General features: G+C 69.7%; 14 protein-coding genes. 4 read left to right on the top strand and 10 right to left on the bottom strand.

Annotated elements, in window-relative coordinates; genetic code table 11:
- The first annotated feature begins 137 nt into the window (after positions 1-137).
- The 3 genes from ACFWZ1_RS02605 (at position 138) to ACFWZ1_RS02595 (ending at position 2,860) form a co-directional block, all read left to right on the top strand.
- The gene (locus ACFWZ1_RS02605) at positions 138-824 is read left to right on the top strand and encodes a fumarylacetoacetate hydrolase family protein (RefSeq protein ID WP_231323398.1); all 687 of its coding nucleotides are present in this window, start codon (positions 138-140) and stop codon (positions 822-824) included.
- A 70-nt stretch (positions 825-894) separates the two neighbouring features.
- The gene (gene mscL / locus ACFWZ1_RS02600) at positions 895-1,296 is read left to right on the top strand and encodes a large-conductance mechanosensitive channel protein MscL (RefSeq protein WP_439665348.1); all 402 of its coding nucleotides are present in this window, start codon (positions 895-897) and stop codon (positions 1,294-1,296) included.
- 127 nt (positions 1,297-1,423) lie between these two features.
- The gene (locus ACFWZ1_RS02595; RefSeq protein WP_439665347.1) at positions 1,424-2,860 is read left to right on the top strand and encodes a M20/M25/M40 family metallo-hydrolase; all 1,437 of its coding nucleotides are present in this window, start codon (positions 1,424-1,426) and stop codon (positions 2,858-2,860) included.
- A gap of 94 nt (positions 2,861-2,954) precedes the next feature.
- Here ACFWZ1_RS02595 and ACFWZ1_RS02590 read toward each other — a convergent pair whose 3' ends face one another.
- The 4 genes from ACFWZ1_RS02590 to ACFWZ1_RS02575 all read right to left on the bottom strand — a co-directional run bounded on the left by ACFWZ1_RS02590 (position 2,955) and on the right by ACFWZ1_RS02575 (position 8,377).
- Entirely contained in the window at positions 2,955-3,344 is a 390-nt protein-coding gene (locus ACFWZ1_RS02590; protein ID WP_439665346.1) for a hypothetical protein, read from the bottom strand.
- An 86-nt stretch (positions 3,345-3,430) separates the two neighbouring features.
- Positions 3,431-6,526, bottom strand: coding sequence for an efflux RND transporter permease subunit (locus tag ACFWZ1_RS02585; protein WP_439665345.1), 3,096 nt, complete (start codon positions 6,524-6,526; stop codon positions 3,431-3,433).
- A gap of 144 nt (positions 6,527-6,670) precedes the next feature.
- A complete protein-coding gene (locus ACFWZ1_RS02580) occupies positions 6,671-7,783 on the bottom strand; it encodes an efflux RND transporter periplasmic adaptor subunit (protein ID WP_439665344.1) in 1,113 nt (370 codons plus the stop codon).
- Between the two features lie 138 nt (positions 7,784-7,921).
- Complete coding sequence (locus ACFWZ1_RS02575) at positions 7,922-8,377, bottom strand: MarR family winged helix-turn-helix transcriptional regulator (RefSeq protein WP_231323387.1); 456 nt, start codon at positions 8,375-8,377, stop codon at positions 7,922-7,924.
- A 65-nt stretch (positions 8,378-8,442) separates the two neighbouring features.
- Between ACFWZ1_RS02575 and ACFWZ1_RS02570 the strand changes: the two genes are divergently transcribed.
- A complete protein-coding gene (locus tag ACFWZ1_RS02570; RefSeq protein ID WP_231323385.1) occupies positions 8,443-8,970 on the top strand; it encodes an O-acetyl-ADP-ribose deacetylase in 528 nt (175 codons plus the stop codon).
- Here the strand turns inward: ACFWZ1_RS02570 and ACFWZ1_RS02565 are convergent.
- From ACFWZ1_RS02565 to ACFWZ1_RS02540, 6 genes are read right to left on the bottom strand one after another with little or no spacing between them, the layout of a single operon-like run.
- Complete coding sequence (locus ACFWZ1_RS02565; protein ID WP_439665343.1) at positions 8,957-10,642, bottom strand: BatD family protein; 1,686 nt, start codon at positions 10,640-10,642, stop codon at positions 8,957-8,959. The genes ACFWZ1_RS02570 and ACFWZ1_RS02565 overlap by 14 nt on opposite strands.
- Positions 10,639-12,531, bottom strand: coding sequence for a tetratricopeptide repeat protein (locus ACFWZ1_RS02560; protein WP_439665342.1), 1,893 nt, complete (start codon positions 12,529-12,531; stop codon positions 10,639-10,641). Before ACFWZ1_RS02560 ends, ACFWZ1_RS02565 begins: the two co-directional genes overlap by 4 nt.
- The gene (locus ACFWZ1_RS02555; RefSeq protein ID WP_439665341.1) at positions 12,528-13,526 is read right to left on the bottom strand and encodes a VWA domain-containing protein; all 999 of its coding nucleotides are present in this window, start codon (positions 13,524-13,526) and stop codon (positions 12,528-12,530) included. The genes ACFWZ1_RS02560 and ACFWZ1_RS02555 overlap by 4 nt, the downstream gene beginning before the upstream one ends.
- On the bottom strand, positions 13,519-14,013 hold the full coding sequence (locus tag ACFWZ1_RS02550) for a DUF4381 family protein (RefSeq protein ID WP_439665340.1): 495 nt from the start codon (positions 14,011-14,013) through the stop codon (positions 13,519-13,521). The genes ACFWZ1_RS02555 and ACFWZ1_RS02550 overlap by 8 nt, the downstream gene beginning before the upstream one ends.
- The gene (locus tag ACFWZ1_RS02545; RefSeq protein ID WP_231323378.1) at positions 14,010-14,939 is read right to left on the bottom strand and encodes a DUF58 domain-containing protein; all 930 of its coding nucleotides are present in this window, start codon (positions 14,937-14,939) and stop codon (positions 14,010-14,012) included. Before ACFWZ1_RS02545 ends, ACFWZ1_RS02550 begins: the two co-directional genes overlap by 4 nt.
- Positions 14,939-15,934, bottom strand: coding sequence for an AAA family ATPase (locus ACFWZ1_RS02540; RefSeq protein WP_439665339.1), 996 nt, complete (start codon positions 15,932-15,934; stop codon positions 14,939-14,941). Before ACFWZ1_RS02540 ends, ACFWZ1_RS02545 begins: the two co-directional genes overlap by 1 nt.
- Positions 15,935-15,959 lie beyond the last annotated feature (25 nt).

Genomic DNA, 15,959 nt, shown 5'->3' with positions numbered 1-15,959 from the left:
ATGGAAAAGGATATTTACCAGCAAAACCTGAGCTCCACACCTCTACGAAAAGGGCGGGGTTCCTTTCCGCCCGGTCCCTTTCGGTCGCCGGCGCTTTTTGCGCCAGCGCGACGGTACGGTCTGCTAGGCTCGCGCGCATGCGCTACGCCATTCCCCAGCCCGCCGTCCCCAGCCTGCCGGTACTGGGCAGCGATGACCGCTTCCCGGTGCGCCGGATCTTCTGCATCGGTCGCAATTTCGCCGACCACGCGCGCGAGATGGGCGCGACGGTCGACCGCGAACAGCCGATGTTCTTCTGCAAGCCGGCCGATGCGGTGGTCACCGATGGCGCCGACGTGCCCTACCCGACCGCCACCGCCGAACTGCACCACGAGGTGGAGATGGTGGTGGCGCTGGCCGGTGGCGGTCGCGACCTCACGGCCGACCTCGCCGAGACGCTCGTCTTCGGCTACGGCGTGGGGCTGGACCTCACCCGTCGCGACCTGCAGGCGCAGGCCAAGGCCAAGGGCCATCCCTGGGACGTGGCCAAGGCTTTCGACCATTCCGCGCCGGTATCCGCATTGCGTCCCGTCGAACAAGGACAACCGGGCGCGCAGACGCGGCTCAGCCTGGAGGTGAACGACGTGCTGCGCCAGCAGGCCACGCTGCAGGACATGGTGCATGACGTTCCGGCAATCATCGCGGCGCTGTCGAAACTGTTCGAACTGAAACCGGGCGACCTGCTGTTCACCGGCACACCGGCCGGCGTCGCCGCATTGCATCGCGGAGACCGCTTCCACGCCGAGCTGGAAGGCATCGCCGTGCTGGATGGCCGCGTGGTCTGAGCCGCTGTTCCACGCAGCGCGGCCGCGCTAGAGTCTTCGCGGGGGAATTCCCTGCAATGGGAGGATTCGCATGGGCATGCTCACGGAGTTCAAGGAATTCGCCATGCGCGGCAACGTGATCGACCTCGCCGTCGGCGTGGTCATCGGTGCTGCGTTCGGCAAGGTGGTGACCTCGCTGGTCGACCAGATCATCATGCCGCCGATCGGCCTGGCCACCGGTGGCGTGGATTTCAGCAACCTCAAGTGGGTGCTCAAGCCTGCCGACCCGGCCAACAAGATGGCCGAAGTGGCGATCCAGTACGGCGCGTTCATCAATACGGTCATCACCTTCCTGATCATCGCGCTGGCGATCTTCCTGATGGTCAAGGCGATCAACCGGGTCAGCCGCAAGCCGGAACCCGCGCCTGCCGCGCCACCGGCCGACGTGGTGCTGCTGACCGAGATTCGCGACCTGCTCCGGACGAAGCCATAAAGCGGCCGACGCGAGGGATGGAGCGGCGCCGCGTCCTCCGTCCCTTCCGTCTCCGTGACTTCTGGCCTACGCCGTTGGCTGCCGCGGCCTCAATAATCGGGCGTTCATCCCCAGCGGAGTTCCCCCGATGCGCCGTCCCTCCCTCACCTTGCTCGCCGCCAGCCTGCTGCTGGCCAGCACCGTCGCCTGCGCCACCGGCACCACGATTCCCGCCGCGGCCGTAAAGACGGCCGAACAGCTGCGCGACAAGGCGATGCACGACGACACCGGTTACCGCATCGCCGAGTCGCTCACTACCGAGGTGGGCCAGCGCCTGGCCGGCAGCCCGGCCGACAAGCGCGGCGTCGAGTGGGCGATCGCCAAGTTCAGGGAGCTGGGCTTCGACAAGGTCTACACCGAGCCGGTCACCTACCCCAAGTGGGTGCGCCACAGCGAGCGCGGCGCGATCGTCTCGCCGTTCCCGCAGTCGCTGGTGTTGACCGCGCTGGGCTATTCGCCGGCGACGCCCAAGGGCGGCCTGACCGCACAAGTGGTGAAGTTCGACAGCCTCGACGCGCTCAAGGCGGCCGATCCGTCCACGATCAAGGGCAAGATCGTCTACGTCGGATTCCGCATGCAGCGGCACAAGGATGGCCATGACTACGGCATCGGCTCGCCGATCCGCGTGCAGGGTCCGGTGATCGCCCAGGCCAAGGGCGCCGCCGGCTACCTGCTGCGTTCGGCCGGCACCGATCCGGACAGCCGCACGCCGCACGCCGGCGTCACCGGCTTCCGCGATCCGGCCAAGGCCATTCCCGCCGCTGCGCTGTCCAACCCCGACGCCGACCAGCTCGAGCGCGTACTCGGCTACGGCAAGCCGGTGACGGTAAAGCTGGATCTCGATTGCGGCATCGAGGGCGAGTACACCGGCGCAAACGTGATCGGCGAGATCACCGGCGCGAAGTATCCGGACCAGGTCGTCGCGATCGGCGGCCACCTGGATTCGTGGGATCTGGGCACCGGCGCGATCGACGATGCCGCGGGCGTGGCGATCGCCATGGGCGCCGGCAAGCTGATCCACGACCTGCCCCAGCGCCCGGATCGCACCATCCGCGTGATCGCCTTCGCCAACGAGGAGATGGGCCTGTGGGGCGGGCGCGCCTACGCCGAGAAGCATGCGAACGAAGTGCACAAGTTCCAGCTGGGCACCGAGTCGGATTTCGGTTCGGGCCGGGTCTGGCGCATGAGCGCCAGCGTCAAGCCCGAGGCGCGCGGTGCGATCGAGCAGATCGCGAAGGTACTGGCGCCGATCGGCGTCGCCTATGACGCCAAGCGCCCCGGCGGCGGCGGCTCGGATCTCTCGCAGATGCACGGCAAGGGCATGGCCGCGCTGTCGCTGACCCAGGACGGCACCTACTACTTCGACTGGCACCACACCGCCAACGACACCTTCGACAAGATCGACCCGAAGGACCTGGCGCAGAACGTGGCGGTTTACGCGGCGTTCTCTTACATGGCAGCCCAGGCCAACGGCGACTTCGGCTCCGCGCCGGGCGCCTTCGCCGACGACGGCGCCGGGGACTGAGCGCCCCTCGGGTTGCGCGCAGGGTGGGCCTCGGCCCACCGCATTTCTTCCGCATGGGAAAGGGGTGGGCCGAGGCCCACCCCAAGCGACCCTGCTAGCGGGTGTAGTAGCTCCCGCTTTCCACCAGGGCTTTGGGTACGCAGAAGGTCCTGGGCAACACGGCGATCGCCACCGGCACCGCGACCGTCTTTTCCACGCCACCCACGCCGGCGCAATCGGCGCCTTCAGGCAGCCGGTAATGGATGATCCGCACGGTGTATTGCGGACAGACGTCCGCGCAAGGGAACTCGGCGACCAACGGCAGACCATGGTTGCGACCGAGCTCGACTGTCTGGCCCATCGACGCGTGCTTGTCGAACGGCTTGGCCGCATAGGCGGCCAATGCCGCATCGTCAAGCGTGCCGGGTTCGCTCGCGCGCGTCGCGCAGCCGGCGCCGGCCAAGGTGAACAGGAGGATGAGGACAGCGGTAGTGGTGCGCGGCATGGCGGATCTCCCGGCGGATGCTTCCACCCTAGCCCAAGGCCCGTCGATGCGCCTCAAGTTCGCCATCCCCCGGGATGGTGCGCTCCTTACAGAGGCCGTGCGTCTGCGACCGGCTGGCGCGCGAAGCGCCGCTGCAGGCGGTCCAGGTACAGGTAGATCACCGGCGTCAGGTACAAGGTGAGTACCTGCGACACCACCAGGCCGCCCACCACGGCCAGGCCCAGCGGGCGGCGCACGTCGGCGCCGGCGCCGACGCCAAGCGCGATCGGCAGCGTGCCGGCAAAGGCAGCCATGGTGGTCATCATGATCGGGCGGAACCGCACGCGGCAGGCGTCGAAGATCGCCGCCGCCGGCGCCATGCCTTCCACGCGCTGCCGCTCCAGCGCGAAATCGATCAGCATGATCGCGTTCTTCTTGACGATGCCGATCAGCATCACGATGCCGACGAAGGCGAACAGGTCCAGCGAAGCACCGAACAGCACCAGCGTGAGCAACGCACCCACCGCTGCGGCCGGCAGGCCGGAGAGGATCGTGAGCGGGTGGATGAAGCTCTCGTACAGGATGCCCAGCACCAGGTAGATCACGAACACCGCCAGCAGGAGCAACAGGCCCATGCCCTGCATCGAATCCTGGAACGCCTGCGCGGTGCCTTCGATCGAGCCGCTGATGGTGGCCGGCAGGCCCAACCGGGCCATCGCATCGTCGATCTCGCCCACTGCCTCGCTCAGGCTCACGCCGGCTGCGAGATTGAACGACACGGTCACCGCCGGCAGCTGGCCCTGGTGGTTGACCGTGAGTACCTGCGGCTTGCGCGCGAAGCTGGCGACCGTGTCCAGCGGCACCGCCTTGCCGGTGTCGGAGGTGACGTACAGGCGCGAGAGCACCGCAGGGTCATCCTGCAGCGAGCGCTTGACCTGGAGGATCACCCAGTACTGGCTGGCCGCGCCATAGATGGTCGAAACCTGGTTTTCGCCGAACGCCGCTCCGAGCGCGCCCTGCACCTGCGCCATGGTCAGGCCCAGCGGCGCGAGCTTGTCGCGGTTGACCTCGACCACGATCGAGGGACTGTTGAGGTCCAGGTCGTTGGTGACGTCCTGGAAGCCCGGCAGCGCGGCGAACGCATGGGTGACCCTGGCCGACCAGTCGTACAGCGCCCCGATATCGATCGACTGCAGCGTGTACTGGTATTCGGCCTTGCTCTGCCGACCGCCTACGCGGATGGCGGGCGGGTTCTGGATGTAGGTGCGGATGCCGGTGACCTGCGCGAACTTGCGCCGCAGTTCCTCCATCACGCCGTCGACGTCGAGCGCACGTTGGCTGGCAGGCTTGAGCAGCAACAGGATCGAGCCGTTGTTGACGGTGGCGCGCGAGCCGCCCGCGCCGACGCTGGACATGTAGCCGGCGAGGTTGGGGTCCTTGGCCACGATATCGGCCAGCTCCTGCTGGCGCGCGACCATCGCATCGTAGGAAATGTCTTCCGGTCCTTCGGTGTTCACGCGCAGCTGGCCGCTGTCGCCGGCGGGGATGAAATCCTTGGGCGCCACCACGAACAGCAGCGCGGTCACCGCCAGGCTCGCGACGAACGCCGCCAGCACCAGTCGCGGGCGGTCCATGCACCAGCGCAGGCTCGACAGGTAGCCGCGGTGCACGGCGTTGAAGCCGCGGTCGAAGCCGGCGATCAACCGGTTCCTGGTCTCGTGGTCGTGCGCCTTGACGAACCGGCTGCACAGCATCGGCGTCAGCGTGATCGCCACGATGCCGGAGATCAGGATCGCCACGCTGATGACCACCGCGAATTCGTGGAACAGCCTCCCGACGATGCCGCCCATGAACATCACCGGGATGAACACCGCGATCAGCGACAGCGTCATCGAGAAGATGGTGAAGCCGATCTCGCCGGCGCCCCTGATCGCCGCGTCGTAGGGCGCCTCGCCCGCCTCGATGTGGCGCACGATGTTCTCCAGCATCACGATCGCATCGTCGACCACGAAGCCGACCGCGAGCGTCAACGCGAGCAGCGAGAGGTTGTCCAGGCTGTAGCCCAGCGCGTACATCACGCCGAAGGTGCCGATCACCGAGATCGGCAGCGCCACCGCCGGAATCAGCGTGGCCGAAAGGTTGCCCAGGAACAGGTAGATGACCAGCACCACCAGCCCACCGGCGAGCAGCAGGGTGAACTGGACGTCGTCCACCGAGGCGCGGATCGACTGCGAGCGGTCGTACAGCACCTGCAGCTTCACCGAGGGCGGCAGGCCGGCCTCGAAGCCGGGCAGCACGCGCTTGATGCGATCGACCGTCTCGACCGTGTTGGCGCCGGGCTGGCGCTGGATCGCCAGCACGATGGCGCGCTCGCCGTTGAACCAGCTGGCCTTCTGGTCGTCCTGCACGCTGTCGCGCGCCTGGCCCAGGTCACCCACGCGCACCGGTGCGCCGTTGCGGTAGGCGACCACCACCTCGTTGTAGGCAGCCGCACGCTCGAGCTGGCCGTCGCTGCGGATCGGCAGCTGCTGGCGCTGCCCGTACAGCGAGCCGGTGGCCTTGTTGACGTTGGCATCGGCCACCGCCGCCTGCACCTGGTCGATGCCGATGCCGCTGGCGGCGAGCTTGTCCGGGTCCAGGCTGATCCGCACGGCGTACTTCTGCGAGCCGTAGACGTTCACCTGCGCCACGCCGTCGACCATCGACAACTGCTGCGCGAGCTCGGTTTCGGCGTACTCGTCGACCTGGGTGAGCGGCAACGTGGAGGAGCTCATCGCCAGGTAAAGGATCGCCGCGTCCGCCGGGTTCACCTTGCGGAAGGTCGGCGGCGTGGTCATCTCCTTCGGCAACTGGCGCAGGGCCGAAGAAATGGCCGCCTGCACGTCCTGCGCGGCGGCGTCGATGTTGCGGTCGAGCTCGAAGGTCAGCGTGATCGAGGTCGAGCCCAGCGCGCTGGTCGAGCTCATCGAACTGATCCCGGCAATCGTCGAGAGCTTGCCTTCCAGCGGCGTCGCCACCGCCGACGCCATCGTCTCGGGCGAGGCGCCGGGCAGGCTCGCGCTGATGCTGATGGTGGGGAAGTCGACGTTGGGCAGTTCGTTCACCGGCAGCCGCGGGTAAGCCACGATGCCGAACACCAGCAGCGCGGCCATCAGCAGCGTGGTCATCACCGGGCGGCGGATGCAGAGCTGGGGGATGTTCATGCGAAGGGCGACTCAGTGGCGCGATACAGCTCCCTCTCCCCGCCGGGCAGAGGGCCGGGGTGAGGGGCGACTCTTGCGACGGAGGCTGTTCGCGCGCAGCCATGTGGCTGTTTGACCTGGCGCTGTAGAGAGGGAGCTAAAGCGCTACGAGGCAACACGTACTTTCGTCCCTTCGACCAGCAGCATCTGCCCTTCGGTCACCACCCGCTCGCCGGCCTTGAGCCCCTTGGCGATCACCTGCTGCCCGCCCGCCGCCGGTCCGGGCGTGACGTAGCGCTGCGTGACGGTATCGTCCGCGCCAACGACGAACACGAAGCTGCCGCGCGAGGAACTCTGCAGCGCGACCACCGGCACCGACACCGCGTCCGTGATGCGCGTGGTCGGCAGCGTGACCTGCACGAACTGCCCCGGCGTCAGGCGCAGGTCCGGGTTGTCGAAACGCGCCTTGAGCAGGATGGTGCCGGTGGTGTTGTCCACCGCGTTGTCGACGAACTCCAGCGAGCCGGCGAGCGAGCCCGACTGGCCGGGCACGGTCGCGTGCACGCTCACCGGCCCACGCGAGAGCGCCGCGCGCACCGCGCCGAGACTGGCCTCGGGCAGGCTGAAGGCGACGCGGATGGGCTGCACCTGGTTGAGCACCACGATGTCGGTCGTCTGTGCGCTGACCTGCGCGCCGGGCCACACCAGCGGCGCGCCGGTGATGCCGTCGAACGGCGCCACGATGCGCGCATAGTCGAGGTTGGCCCGAGCCAGTTCCTGCGCGGCACGGTCGCCCTGGAGCGTGGCCTGCGCCACGGCGAGGTTGGCCTGATAGGTGTCGTAATCGGCCTTGGACACATAGCCCTTGCCCAGCATGTCCGCATAACGCTGGCGATCGGCCTGGGCCTTCTTCAGCTGTGCCTGGTCGCGTGCGACCAGGCCGCGCGCCTGGTCCAGCTGCGCCTGCAACAGGCGGGTGTCGAGCCGGGCCAGCAGTTGCCCCTTCTTCACCCGGCTGCCGGGCTGGAACGCCAGCGACTCGAGCTGGCCGGTGACCTGCGCGCGCAGGGTCACGCTGGACCAGGCCTCCGCGCGGCCGACCAGCTTGAGCGAGAGGTCAAGGTCGCCCTGCCGCGCCATCGCCACCTGCACCGGGACCGCGCGGGTGGCCGGTCGCGCATCGGCAGGCGCGGCCGTGTCCGCCCGCCAGGCGAAACGCACGCCGAGCGCGACGAGCGCGAGGACGGCCAGGACGAGCAGGATTTTTTTCGGGGACATGCAAACGGTCGATTGGGGCCCGAGCGGTCAGCGCGCCGGTGCCATGAGGTGAGCCTGCCACAACGCGGCAGCCGGCCAGGGGTTTACCTGTCGCGGCTATTTTCAGCGAAGCGCGCGGCCACGCCCCTGCCATTCGACCTACTCGCCGCCGTTTTCGCTTTGCTCCAGCGACTGCAGGTTGTCCTTGATGCGACCGATCACCGCCAGCGCCTGGGCCAGTTCCTCGGCGCTGATGCCGGCGGTGGCGTCCTTGCGCAGGCCACGGCCGATGTCCTGCATGTCGTCGATCACCGCACGCGCACGGGGCGTCAGGTGCAATCGCCAGGCGCGACGGTCCTTCGGATCAGGGTGTCGTTCGACGAAGCCCGCCGTCTGCAGCCGGTCGATCACGCGGCCCACCGCGATGGGCTCCATCTCGAGCAGTTCGGCAAGCTCGGTCTGGCGCAGGTTTTCCTCGCGATGGTGCAGCATCTTGATCGCCCGCCACTGCGCCCGGGTCAGCCCGAAGCGCACCGCGCGCCGATCGAAATGCTTGCGGAACAGCAAGGTGACATCGCTGAGCAGGTAACCGAACGGAATGTCTTCCGGTTTCATTTTGTTATGCATCTCCCGTCCCAAGCCAGAGCATAAAGCGCCGCCTGCGCCAAACACTATTGTCCATGTCCATTACCTTGCTTACTGCCGACCTGACCCGCCTGTCGGTCGATGCCATCGTCAATGCCGCCAACCGGCCGCTGCTTGGTGGCGGCGGTGTCGACGGTGCAATCCATCGCGCGGCCGGCCCCCGCCTGCTGGAAGCCTGCGCGGCGCTGCCCGAAGCCTCGGCCGGCGTGCGCTGTCCCACCGGGGAGGCGCGCATCACCCCCGGCTTCGATCTGGCAGCCACGTGCGTGATCCACACGGTGGGCCCGGTCTGGCGCGGCGGCAGCCACGATGAACCGGAATTGCTCGCCGCCTGCTACCGCCATTCCCTGCAACTGGCACACGAGCACGGCCTGCGCTCGATCGCCTTTCCCGCGATCAGCTGCGGCGTCTACGGCTACCCGCCGGAGCTGGCGGCCGAGGTCGCCTGCACCAGCCTGCGCAGGACGCTCGCCCGGCTGCCCGCGCCGGCGATGGACGTACGGCTGTGTTTCCTCGACGAGGCGATGACGCAACTGTGGCAGCGCGTGTTCAACGCAGCTTGAACGGATAGAGCGGCGGCAGCGGCGACTCCTCTCCCGGTGGCGCCTCGCGCCACTGGAAACCGCGCCGGAAGGCGCTTGCCAGGTCCGGTGACGGGCCGCTTGCGTCGGCAGCGAAGCGGCGGCGCTGCAGCGCCTCGATCGCCTCGCGCTGCGCGGCCGATGCCAGCGCCTCGGCCAGTGCGCCGAGGCCGGTCAGCCCGGGACGCTCCGCACGCGCCCAGGCCAGCAACGCGTGGGACTGGGCCGCCACGTCGCTGCCGCGCGCGGCGGCGAGGAAAGCCAGGCGCAGCGCACGGCTGGATGGGGAGGCGGACGATGTCGCCCGGGCGCCCGGGCGCGCGCGCCGATGCCATACCCACCACGCGGCGAGCGCACCGCCGAGCAAAAGCACGCCCGCCCCGACCAGCACGAGCACCCGCCACGCAGGCACGCGGCCGGCCACGGCCTTCGCCGCGACCGTGTTCGCGACTGGCATCGGCGCGGACGTGGTCGTCGCGGGGGCGCTCGCCGCCGGTGCCGCCGAACCGCCCGCCGCAGGCAGCACGGTAAGCGCATGCGCCGGGATCCGCGCCTCCTCGACCCGGCCGCTCTGCACGTTCCACCACTTGAGCGTGATCGCGGGGATCGTGAGCGTGCCCGCCTGGCCGGGCACCACGGCAAAGTTCTGCTGGCGACGGCCGATCAGCCACTGGCCGTCGTTGCGTGTGCCGGTCACCGGTTTGTCGGGATAGACGGTGGCGCCCTTGAGCTCCGGCAGGCTCAGCGCGGGCAGCGCCTCGTAGGGCAAGCCGGTGGCCTGCAGGGTCATCGCCAGGTCCAGCGGCTGCCCGACGCGCGCCTTGCCGTCGGTGGGGAGGCCCTCCAGGCTCAGGGCGAGCGACCGCGCCGGCAGCCAGGCGCTGCTGCCCCATTGCGTCGGGACCGGCTGCACGTCGATGGAAACCGTTGGCGAGGCGGCCATCGCCGGCGTGCCCATGGCGAAGAAACTGTCCGGGTCGGTCGGATCGATCAATTCGCCCTGGAACTGCAGCGACGGGAGTTCGATGGCACCGGCATGCTGGGGGATCAGGGCGTAGCGGCGCTCGATCACGTGGTAGGCGCGGCCACCGCGCACCACGTCGTAATCGAGGTCGTCCCCCAAGCGGCGCGCATCGATGCCGGGCAGCCGCGGGTCTTCCAGCGAACCACTGCTGAGGCTGCCGGCAAAGTACAGCCGGACGGTGAAGAGCAGTTGCTGGCCCACGCGCACCGTGGTCGGCTGCGCGCTCGCTTCGAGGAACACCGCCTTGCCGCTGTTGGCGGCCGCACGGGGATCGGGCGGCGTGACCGTCAGCGTGAGCGGCTGGGTCTGGCCGCCGGCGAAATCCAATGCCGGGATCGTCAGCTGGCCCGCATGCGTGGGCCGCAACGCGATGCCGATCGTGGATTGCACGCTGCGTTGCCCGTTGAGGATGCTCACGCTGGTGTTGCTGGAACGGCCAAGCACCTCGAAGTCCGGAGCCAGCGCGGACAGGTCGGGCGCCTGCGCCAGAGCGCCGCCCTCGACCTGCAGGTTCAACGTGACCGTTTCGCCCAGCTGCACCTGGTTGCGGTCGAGCGAGGCGTGCACCTGCGCGGCCTGCGCCAGCATCGGCAGCAACGCGAGCAGGAGGAGCGCGATCCATCGCCTCACGGCAGGTCCTCGGGGTTCGCCACGCCGTGGCGCTGGCGGTATTCCAGTTCGAACTTGCGCCGCAACAGCGCGCCCGGATCGTCCGGTACGCGCTGCAGCGCCTGGCGCAGCTCGGCCGGCAGGCGCGCCTGCGGGTCGTCCTTGTCCAGCGCGCCGAGCTGGTGCTCGTCGCCTTTGGCCTTGGCCTGGTCGCCCAACGCACGGTCCATCTGCTGCTTGAGCGCTTGGCCCGCGCGCGCCATGCGGGCCTGCTGCTCGGCGCGCTCCTGCGCGGTCAGCGGGCGGTTGGCGCCCTGCTGCTCGCGTTGCTCGCCATGACGCTGGCCGTCCTGGTTGCCTTGTGCGTCCGGCTGCTGCCGGCCCTGGCCTTGCTGCCCCTGGTTGTCCTGCTTGCCGTCCTGCTGTTCCCCGCGACGGTTGCCCTGGCTGTCCTTCTTCGACTGCTGGTTGCCTTGGCCCGGCTTGGACCGGGAGGACTTGCCGTCATTCTGGTTCTGCGCCTCGGAAGAATCCTGCGGTGGTGGCTGACGACGCAGCCAGTCCTCGACCGCCTGGCGGTTGGCCTTGGCATCGGCATTGTCCGGATCGAGCGCGAGGGCGCGGTCGTAGGCTGCCAGCGCCTCCTGGTATTGGCCGGCCTTGGCCAGCGCGTTGCCGAGGTTGTACTGCGCGTCGGTGGTGCCGACCGGTTGCAGTGCTTCGATCGCCTTGTCGTAATCGTCCGCGCGGTAGGCGGCCGCGCCGCGCAGCGCCGGATCGCGGGCAAGCGCCAGGGCATGCTTCGGATGGCCTTCGCGCAGCGCCTGGGCGGCTTGCTGGTCGCGGCGCTGCCACAGGTCCTGCCAGGTGCCGGCCTCCGCGCGCGCCGGCACCAGCAGTGGCGCCAACGCCAGCGGAAGCAGCAACAGCCAGCCACGGCGGAAGGCCAACGCCAGCAGGGGCAACAGCGGCAGCAGCAGCCATGGGCCACGGTCCTCCCATTGCGCACTGGCCTGGCCGGTGGCGAGGTCGACATCACCGGTGCGCAGCTGACCTTGCAACGCCTCGACGTCGGCATGGTCGGCCCGCATGGGGACATACCGCCCACCGCCGGCGGCGGCGAGCGCCGCCAGCGCGGCATCGTCGCGGCCGGCCATGGCCACGCCGCCCTGTGCATCACGCAGGAAGCCGCCCTCGGCAAGCGGTACCGGCCCGCCCTTGGACGTACCGACGCCCAGCACCGACACGCGCACGCCATCGGCGCGGGCCTGGCGTGCGGCCTGCAGGGCCCCGGTATCGGCGTCGTCTGTGACCAGTATCAGCGAACCGCCGCCCACCTTGGCGTCGCGGATCAGCGCCGCGCCGCGCGCGATCGCGGCGGCGGCGTTGTCGCCCTCGACCGGCATCGTGTCCGGCGCGAGCGCGTCGAGCAGGTCGTCGAGGCTGTTGGCGTCGCTGGTCAGTGGGGCGACCACGAAAGCCTCGCCGGCGTAGGCGACCAGGCCATTGAGTCCGCCACGGTTGGCGGCGAAGAGATCGCGCGCCTTGTAGCGCGCGCGGTCGAGCCGGCTCGGCGCGACGTCGCGCGCCAGCATGCGATCGGTCAGCGAAATGGCCACCACCTGCGCCGCGCGGTCGGCAAACAGCGGCTGCGGTACCCGGCTCCAGCTCGGCCCGGCGAACGCCAGCACGGCGAGCAACCAGCCCAGCGCCAGCAAGACTGGCGGCACGTTGTGCCGCTGGGCCCGGCCCTGGAGTAGATGCGGCAACAGCTCGGGATCGACCAGCTTTTCCAGCTGCGCGCGCGCGCCCTGTCCACGCGTCGCCAGCCAGGCCAGCAGCGGCATGGCGAGCAGCAGCCACAACCAGGCCGGCCGCAGGAAATGGAACATGTGCAGCGCCTCGTTCATGCCAGGCGCTCCCGCATCGTGCCTGCGCGGGAGGCCAGGGCCAGCGCAAGCAGCAGCATCGCCACGCCCAGCGGCCAGCGGAACAGCTCGTGGCGTGGGCGCAGCACCGGCCCGTGCTGGGGCATCGGTTCGAGCGTGTCGATCGTGCGGTAGGCCGAGGCCAGCTCGTGCGTGTCGGTGGCGCGGAAGAAGCGCCCGCCGGTGTCCTGGGCGATCTTCGTCAGCATGGTCTCGTCCAGGTCGGCCGAGGGATTGACCAGGCGCATGCCGAAGAAATCCGGCACGCGCATCTGCGTGGCGCCCACGCCGATGGTGTAGACGCGCACGCCGGCCGCTTTCGCCGCGGCGGCAGCCTGTTCGGGCGCGATGTTGCCGGCGTTGTTGACGCCATCGGTGAGCAGCACCAGCACACGCGCCTGCTGCGGCAGGCCCGCCAGGCGCTTGACCGCCACCGCGATGGCATCGCCGATGGCCGTCTCGGTGCCGGCAAGCCCCACGGCGGAGTCCTTCAGCTGCGCGCGGACGGCGTCGAGGTCGTAGGTCAGCGGCGTGACCAGGAAGGCGCGGCTGCCGAACAGCACCAGGCCCAGCTCGTCGCCGGCGCGGCGCGCGATGAAATCGCTGGCGATGGTCTCGACCGCTTCGAAACGGCTGACATCCTGCCCGGCCAGGTGCATGTCCTCGGTGCGCATGCTGCCGGAGAGATCGATCGCCAGCAGCATCGCCCGTCCACTGCGCTGCTGCGCCTGGGGCGGTCCGACCCACTGCGGTCGCGCTGCCGCCGCGACCAGGCACAGCCAGGCCAGCGCGAGCCACCAGTTGGCCCGGCCGCGACCCGGTTGCCGCTCGATCGCGGCCAACGCCACGCCCGGATGCGGCAGGTGCAGGGCTTGTCCTGGTGGCAACGGACGCAGCCAACGACGCAGCAACCATGGCAGCGGCAGCAGCAATGCCACCCAGGGCCAGGCGAAGTCGGGCCAGGCGAACTCAGGCACGGCGCACCCTCCTGCCCTGCGCGGCGAGCGCGGCCCGCAGCCAGCAACGCACTGCCTCCATCATCGCGCGGGTGTCATAGGGTTGCGGGCGGTACATCGCGGACTCCAGCGTGAGCAGGCGCTCTAGCGTCGGTGCATCGACCGGCACCCGCGCCAGCGCCTCGCGCCAGGCTTCGCCGCGCAGACGGGCGGCCGCCGGGTCGTGCGTCCGCGCCACCCTGCGCAACAGCTGATGCAGGCCGGCAGCCAGCGCCTGCGCGTCGGCCGCGTGGCGAGTGGCCAGCGCATCGACCTCGGCGAGGATGCGTGCGCGGCGATGGCGCCGCTTTCGCGCGCCCAGCAACAGCCAAGCGCCAGCGCCCAGGAACCCCAGCACCAGCGCTGCCAGCAGCCACCAGCCCGGTGCCGGCGGCCACCAGGGCGGCGCTGGGGGCACATGGATGTCGCGCAGCTCGGGACCCCCGGGGGCAGACAGACGGTGCATCATCGGCCGGGCCTCACACCGAGCAAGGCCGTGATCGCCTCCAGCGGATCGGCGGCGGTGTCGACGCTGCGCCAGCGCAGCCCCAGCGACTGTGCCAATGCGGCCAGCCGCGCCTGGCCTGCGCCGAGCGCTTGCTGGAATTCGCTGCGCTGGCGCGTGCCCTGGAGGCTGACCTCGCGGCGCTCCCCGTCATGTTCGAACGGATAGCGACCGGGCGGCGGCAGGTCGCGCTCGAGTGCATCGGCCACGACCAGCACAGCGACACGCGCGTGCCGCGTCACTTCGCGCAGGCGACCGCGTGCCGCCTCGTCACAGCTCAAGCCATCACTGATCAGCAGCACGCGACTGGCGCCATGCAGGCGGCCCGCGCGTGCAATGGCATCGGATAACGGCTCATCGGTATCGCTGGTTGCGGCGTCGGCATCCCAATCCGCCAATGCGCCACACAGGGCCACCGCCCCGCGCGGACCACCGCGCGGCTTGAGCAGGTGCTGGCCGTTGCCGAAGGCCATCGCGCCAACGCGTTCGCCGGCACGCACGGCATACCATCCCGCGAGCGCCGCGGCGCGCGCAGCCTGCACCGACTTGAAGCGCACGCGGGTGCCAAAGCGCATGCTGGCGTGGGTGTCGAGCAGGATCAGCAAGCGCCCTTCGCGCTCTTCCTGGAACAGCTTGGTATGGAGCTCACCGCTGCGCGCAGTGAGGCGCCAGTCGAGCCGGCGCACGTCGTCGCCCGGCTGGTACACGCGCGATTCGGCGTAATCCATGCCTCGGCCGTAAAGACGGCTGGATTGCTGCCCCGCCTGCGCGGCGCGGGTGTCCAGGGGAAGCGGCCGCACGCGACCGACCCGCGCGCGCAGGGCGAGCAGTTCGGCCAGCGATACGGTGACGCGGCCATCGCCGTCGGCGCGCGCGGGCACGGCGGACATCACGGCAGCGGCACGAGATCCAGCAGGCGGTCGATGACGTGGTCGCTGCGCACGCCCTCAGCCTCGGCTTCGTAGCTGAGCAGCACGCGGTGGCGCAGCACTTCGTGCACCACACCGTGCACGTCCTCCGGCAACGCGTAGTCGCGCCCGGCCAGCCAGGCGTGCGCACGGGCACAACGGTCCAGCGCGATGGTGGCGCGCGGGCTCGCGCCCCACGCGATCCACCGCTTCAGTTCCGCGCCGTAGCGGCCGGCATCGCGGGTGGCCAGAACCAGTTGCGCAAGATATTCCTCAAGCGCGGGCGCCATGTGCACTTCGAGCGCGGCGTCGCGGGCCGCGAAGACGTCGGCCGGGCTGAGCAGCGCGCGCGGCGACGCGGCCGGGTGCAGGGCGCGACGCGCCTGTTCGCGGGCCAGCTTCAGGATGGCAAGCTCCGAGGCCGCGTCGGGATAGCCGATCGTCACGTGCATCACGAATCGGTCAAGCTGCGCCTCGGGCAATGCGAAGGTGCCCTCCTGCTCGATCGGATTTTGCGTGGCCATCACCAGGAACAGGTCCGGCAGCCGCCAGGTGCTGCGACCGACGGTGATTTGTCGCTCGGCCATCGCTTCGAGCAGCGCCGACTGCACCTTGGCCGGCGCGCGGTTGATCTCGTCGGCCAGCACGATGTTGTGGAACAGAGGTCCACGCTCGAATTCGAAACTGCCCGCCTGCGGGCGGAAGACGTCGGTACCGGTGAGGTCGGCCGGCAGCAAGTCCGGGGTGAACTGCACGCGGTGGAAATCGGCCTCGATGCGCGCGGCCAGGGCCTTGACCGCGGTGGTCTTGGCCAGGCCCGGCGCTCCCTCGACCAGCAGGTGGCCATCGGCCAGCAGCGCGATCAGCAGGCATTCGATCAGGTGCGGTTGGCCGATCACCTCGCGCTGCAGCTCGTCGCGCAAATGCACGAAGGCCTGCTGCAGGCGGTTGGGGGCGGCGGTGTGCGGTGTGTCCATCGACGATCCAGGCAAGGCAACGCGG

This window comes from Frateuria sp. GZRe14 (assembly GCF_051900395.1).
Lineage (GTDB): Bacteria > Pseudomonadota > Gammaproteobacteria > Xanthomonadales > Rhodanobacteraceae > Frateuria_A > Frateuria_A edaphi.
The sequence above is the reverse complement of the archived record's forward strand: the minus strand, read 5'-3'. Positions and strand labels throughout refer to the sequence as shown.

Excerpts from the sequence above, each read along its gene's own strand:
- ACFWZ1_RS02605 (WP_231323398.1), top strand. The coding sequence starts at position 138 with ATGCGCTACGCCATTCCCCAGCCCGCCGTCCCCAGCCTGCCGGTACTG.
- mscL (WP_439665348.1), top strand. The coding sequence starts at position 895 with ATGGGCATGCTCACGGAGTTCAAGGAATTCGCCATGCGCGGCAACGTG.
- ACFWZ1_RS02595 (WP_439665347.1), top strand. The coding sequence starts at position 1,424 with ATGCGCCGTCCCTCCCTCACCTTGCTCGCCGCCAGCCTGCTGCTGGCC.
- ACFWZ1_RS02590 (WP_439665346.1), bottom strand. The coding sequence starts at position 3,344 with ATGCCGCGCACCACTACCGCTGTCCTCATCCTCCTGTTCACCTTGGCC.
- ACFWZ1_RS02585 (WP_439665345.1), bottom strand. The coding sequence starts at position 6,526 with ATGAACATCCCCCAGCTCTGCATCCGCCGCCCGGTGATGACCACGCTG.
- ACFWZ1_RS02580 (WP_439665344.1), bottom strand. The coding sequence starts at position 7,783 with ATGTCCCCGAAAAAAATCCTGCTCGTCCTGGCCGTCCTCGCGCTCGTC.
- ACFWZ1_RS02575 (WP_231323387.1), bottom strand. The coding sequence starts at position 8,377 with ATGAAACCGGAAGACATTCCGTTCGGTTACCTGCTCAGCGATGTCACC.
- ACFWZ1_RS02570 (WP_231323385.1), top strand. The coding sequence starts at position 8,443 with ATGTCCATTACCTTGCTTACTGCCGACCTGACCCGCCTGTCGGTCGAT.
- ACFWZ1_RS02560 (WP_439665342.1), bottom strand. The coding sequence starts at position 12,531 with ATGAACGAGGCGCTGCACATGTTCCATTTCCTGCGGCCGGCCTGGTTG.
- ACFWZ1_RS02550 (WP_439665340.1), bottom strand. The coding sequence starts at position 14,013 with ATGATGCACCGTCTGTCTGCCCCCGGGGGTCCCGAGCTGCGCGACATC.
- ACFWZ1_RS02545 (WP_231323378.1), bottom strand. The coding sequence starts at position 14,939 with ATGTCCGCCGTGCCCGCGCGCGCCGACGGCGATGGCCGCGTCACCGTA.
- ACFWZ1_RS02540 (WP_439665339.1), bottom strand. The coding sequence starts at position 15,934 with ATGGACACACCGCACACCGCCGCCCCCAACCGCCTGCAGCAGGCCTTC.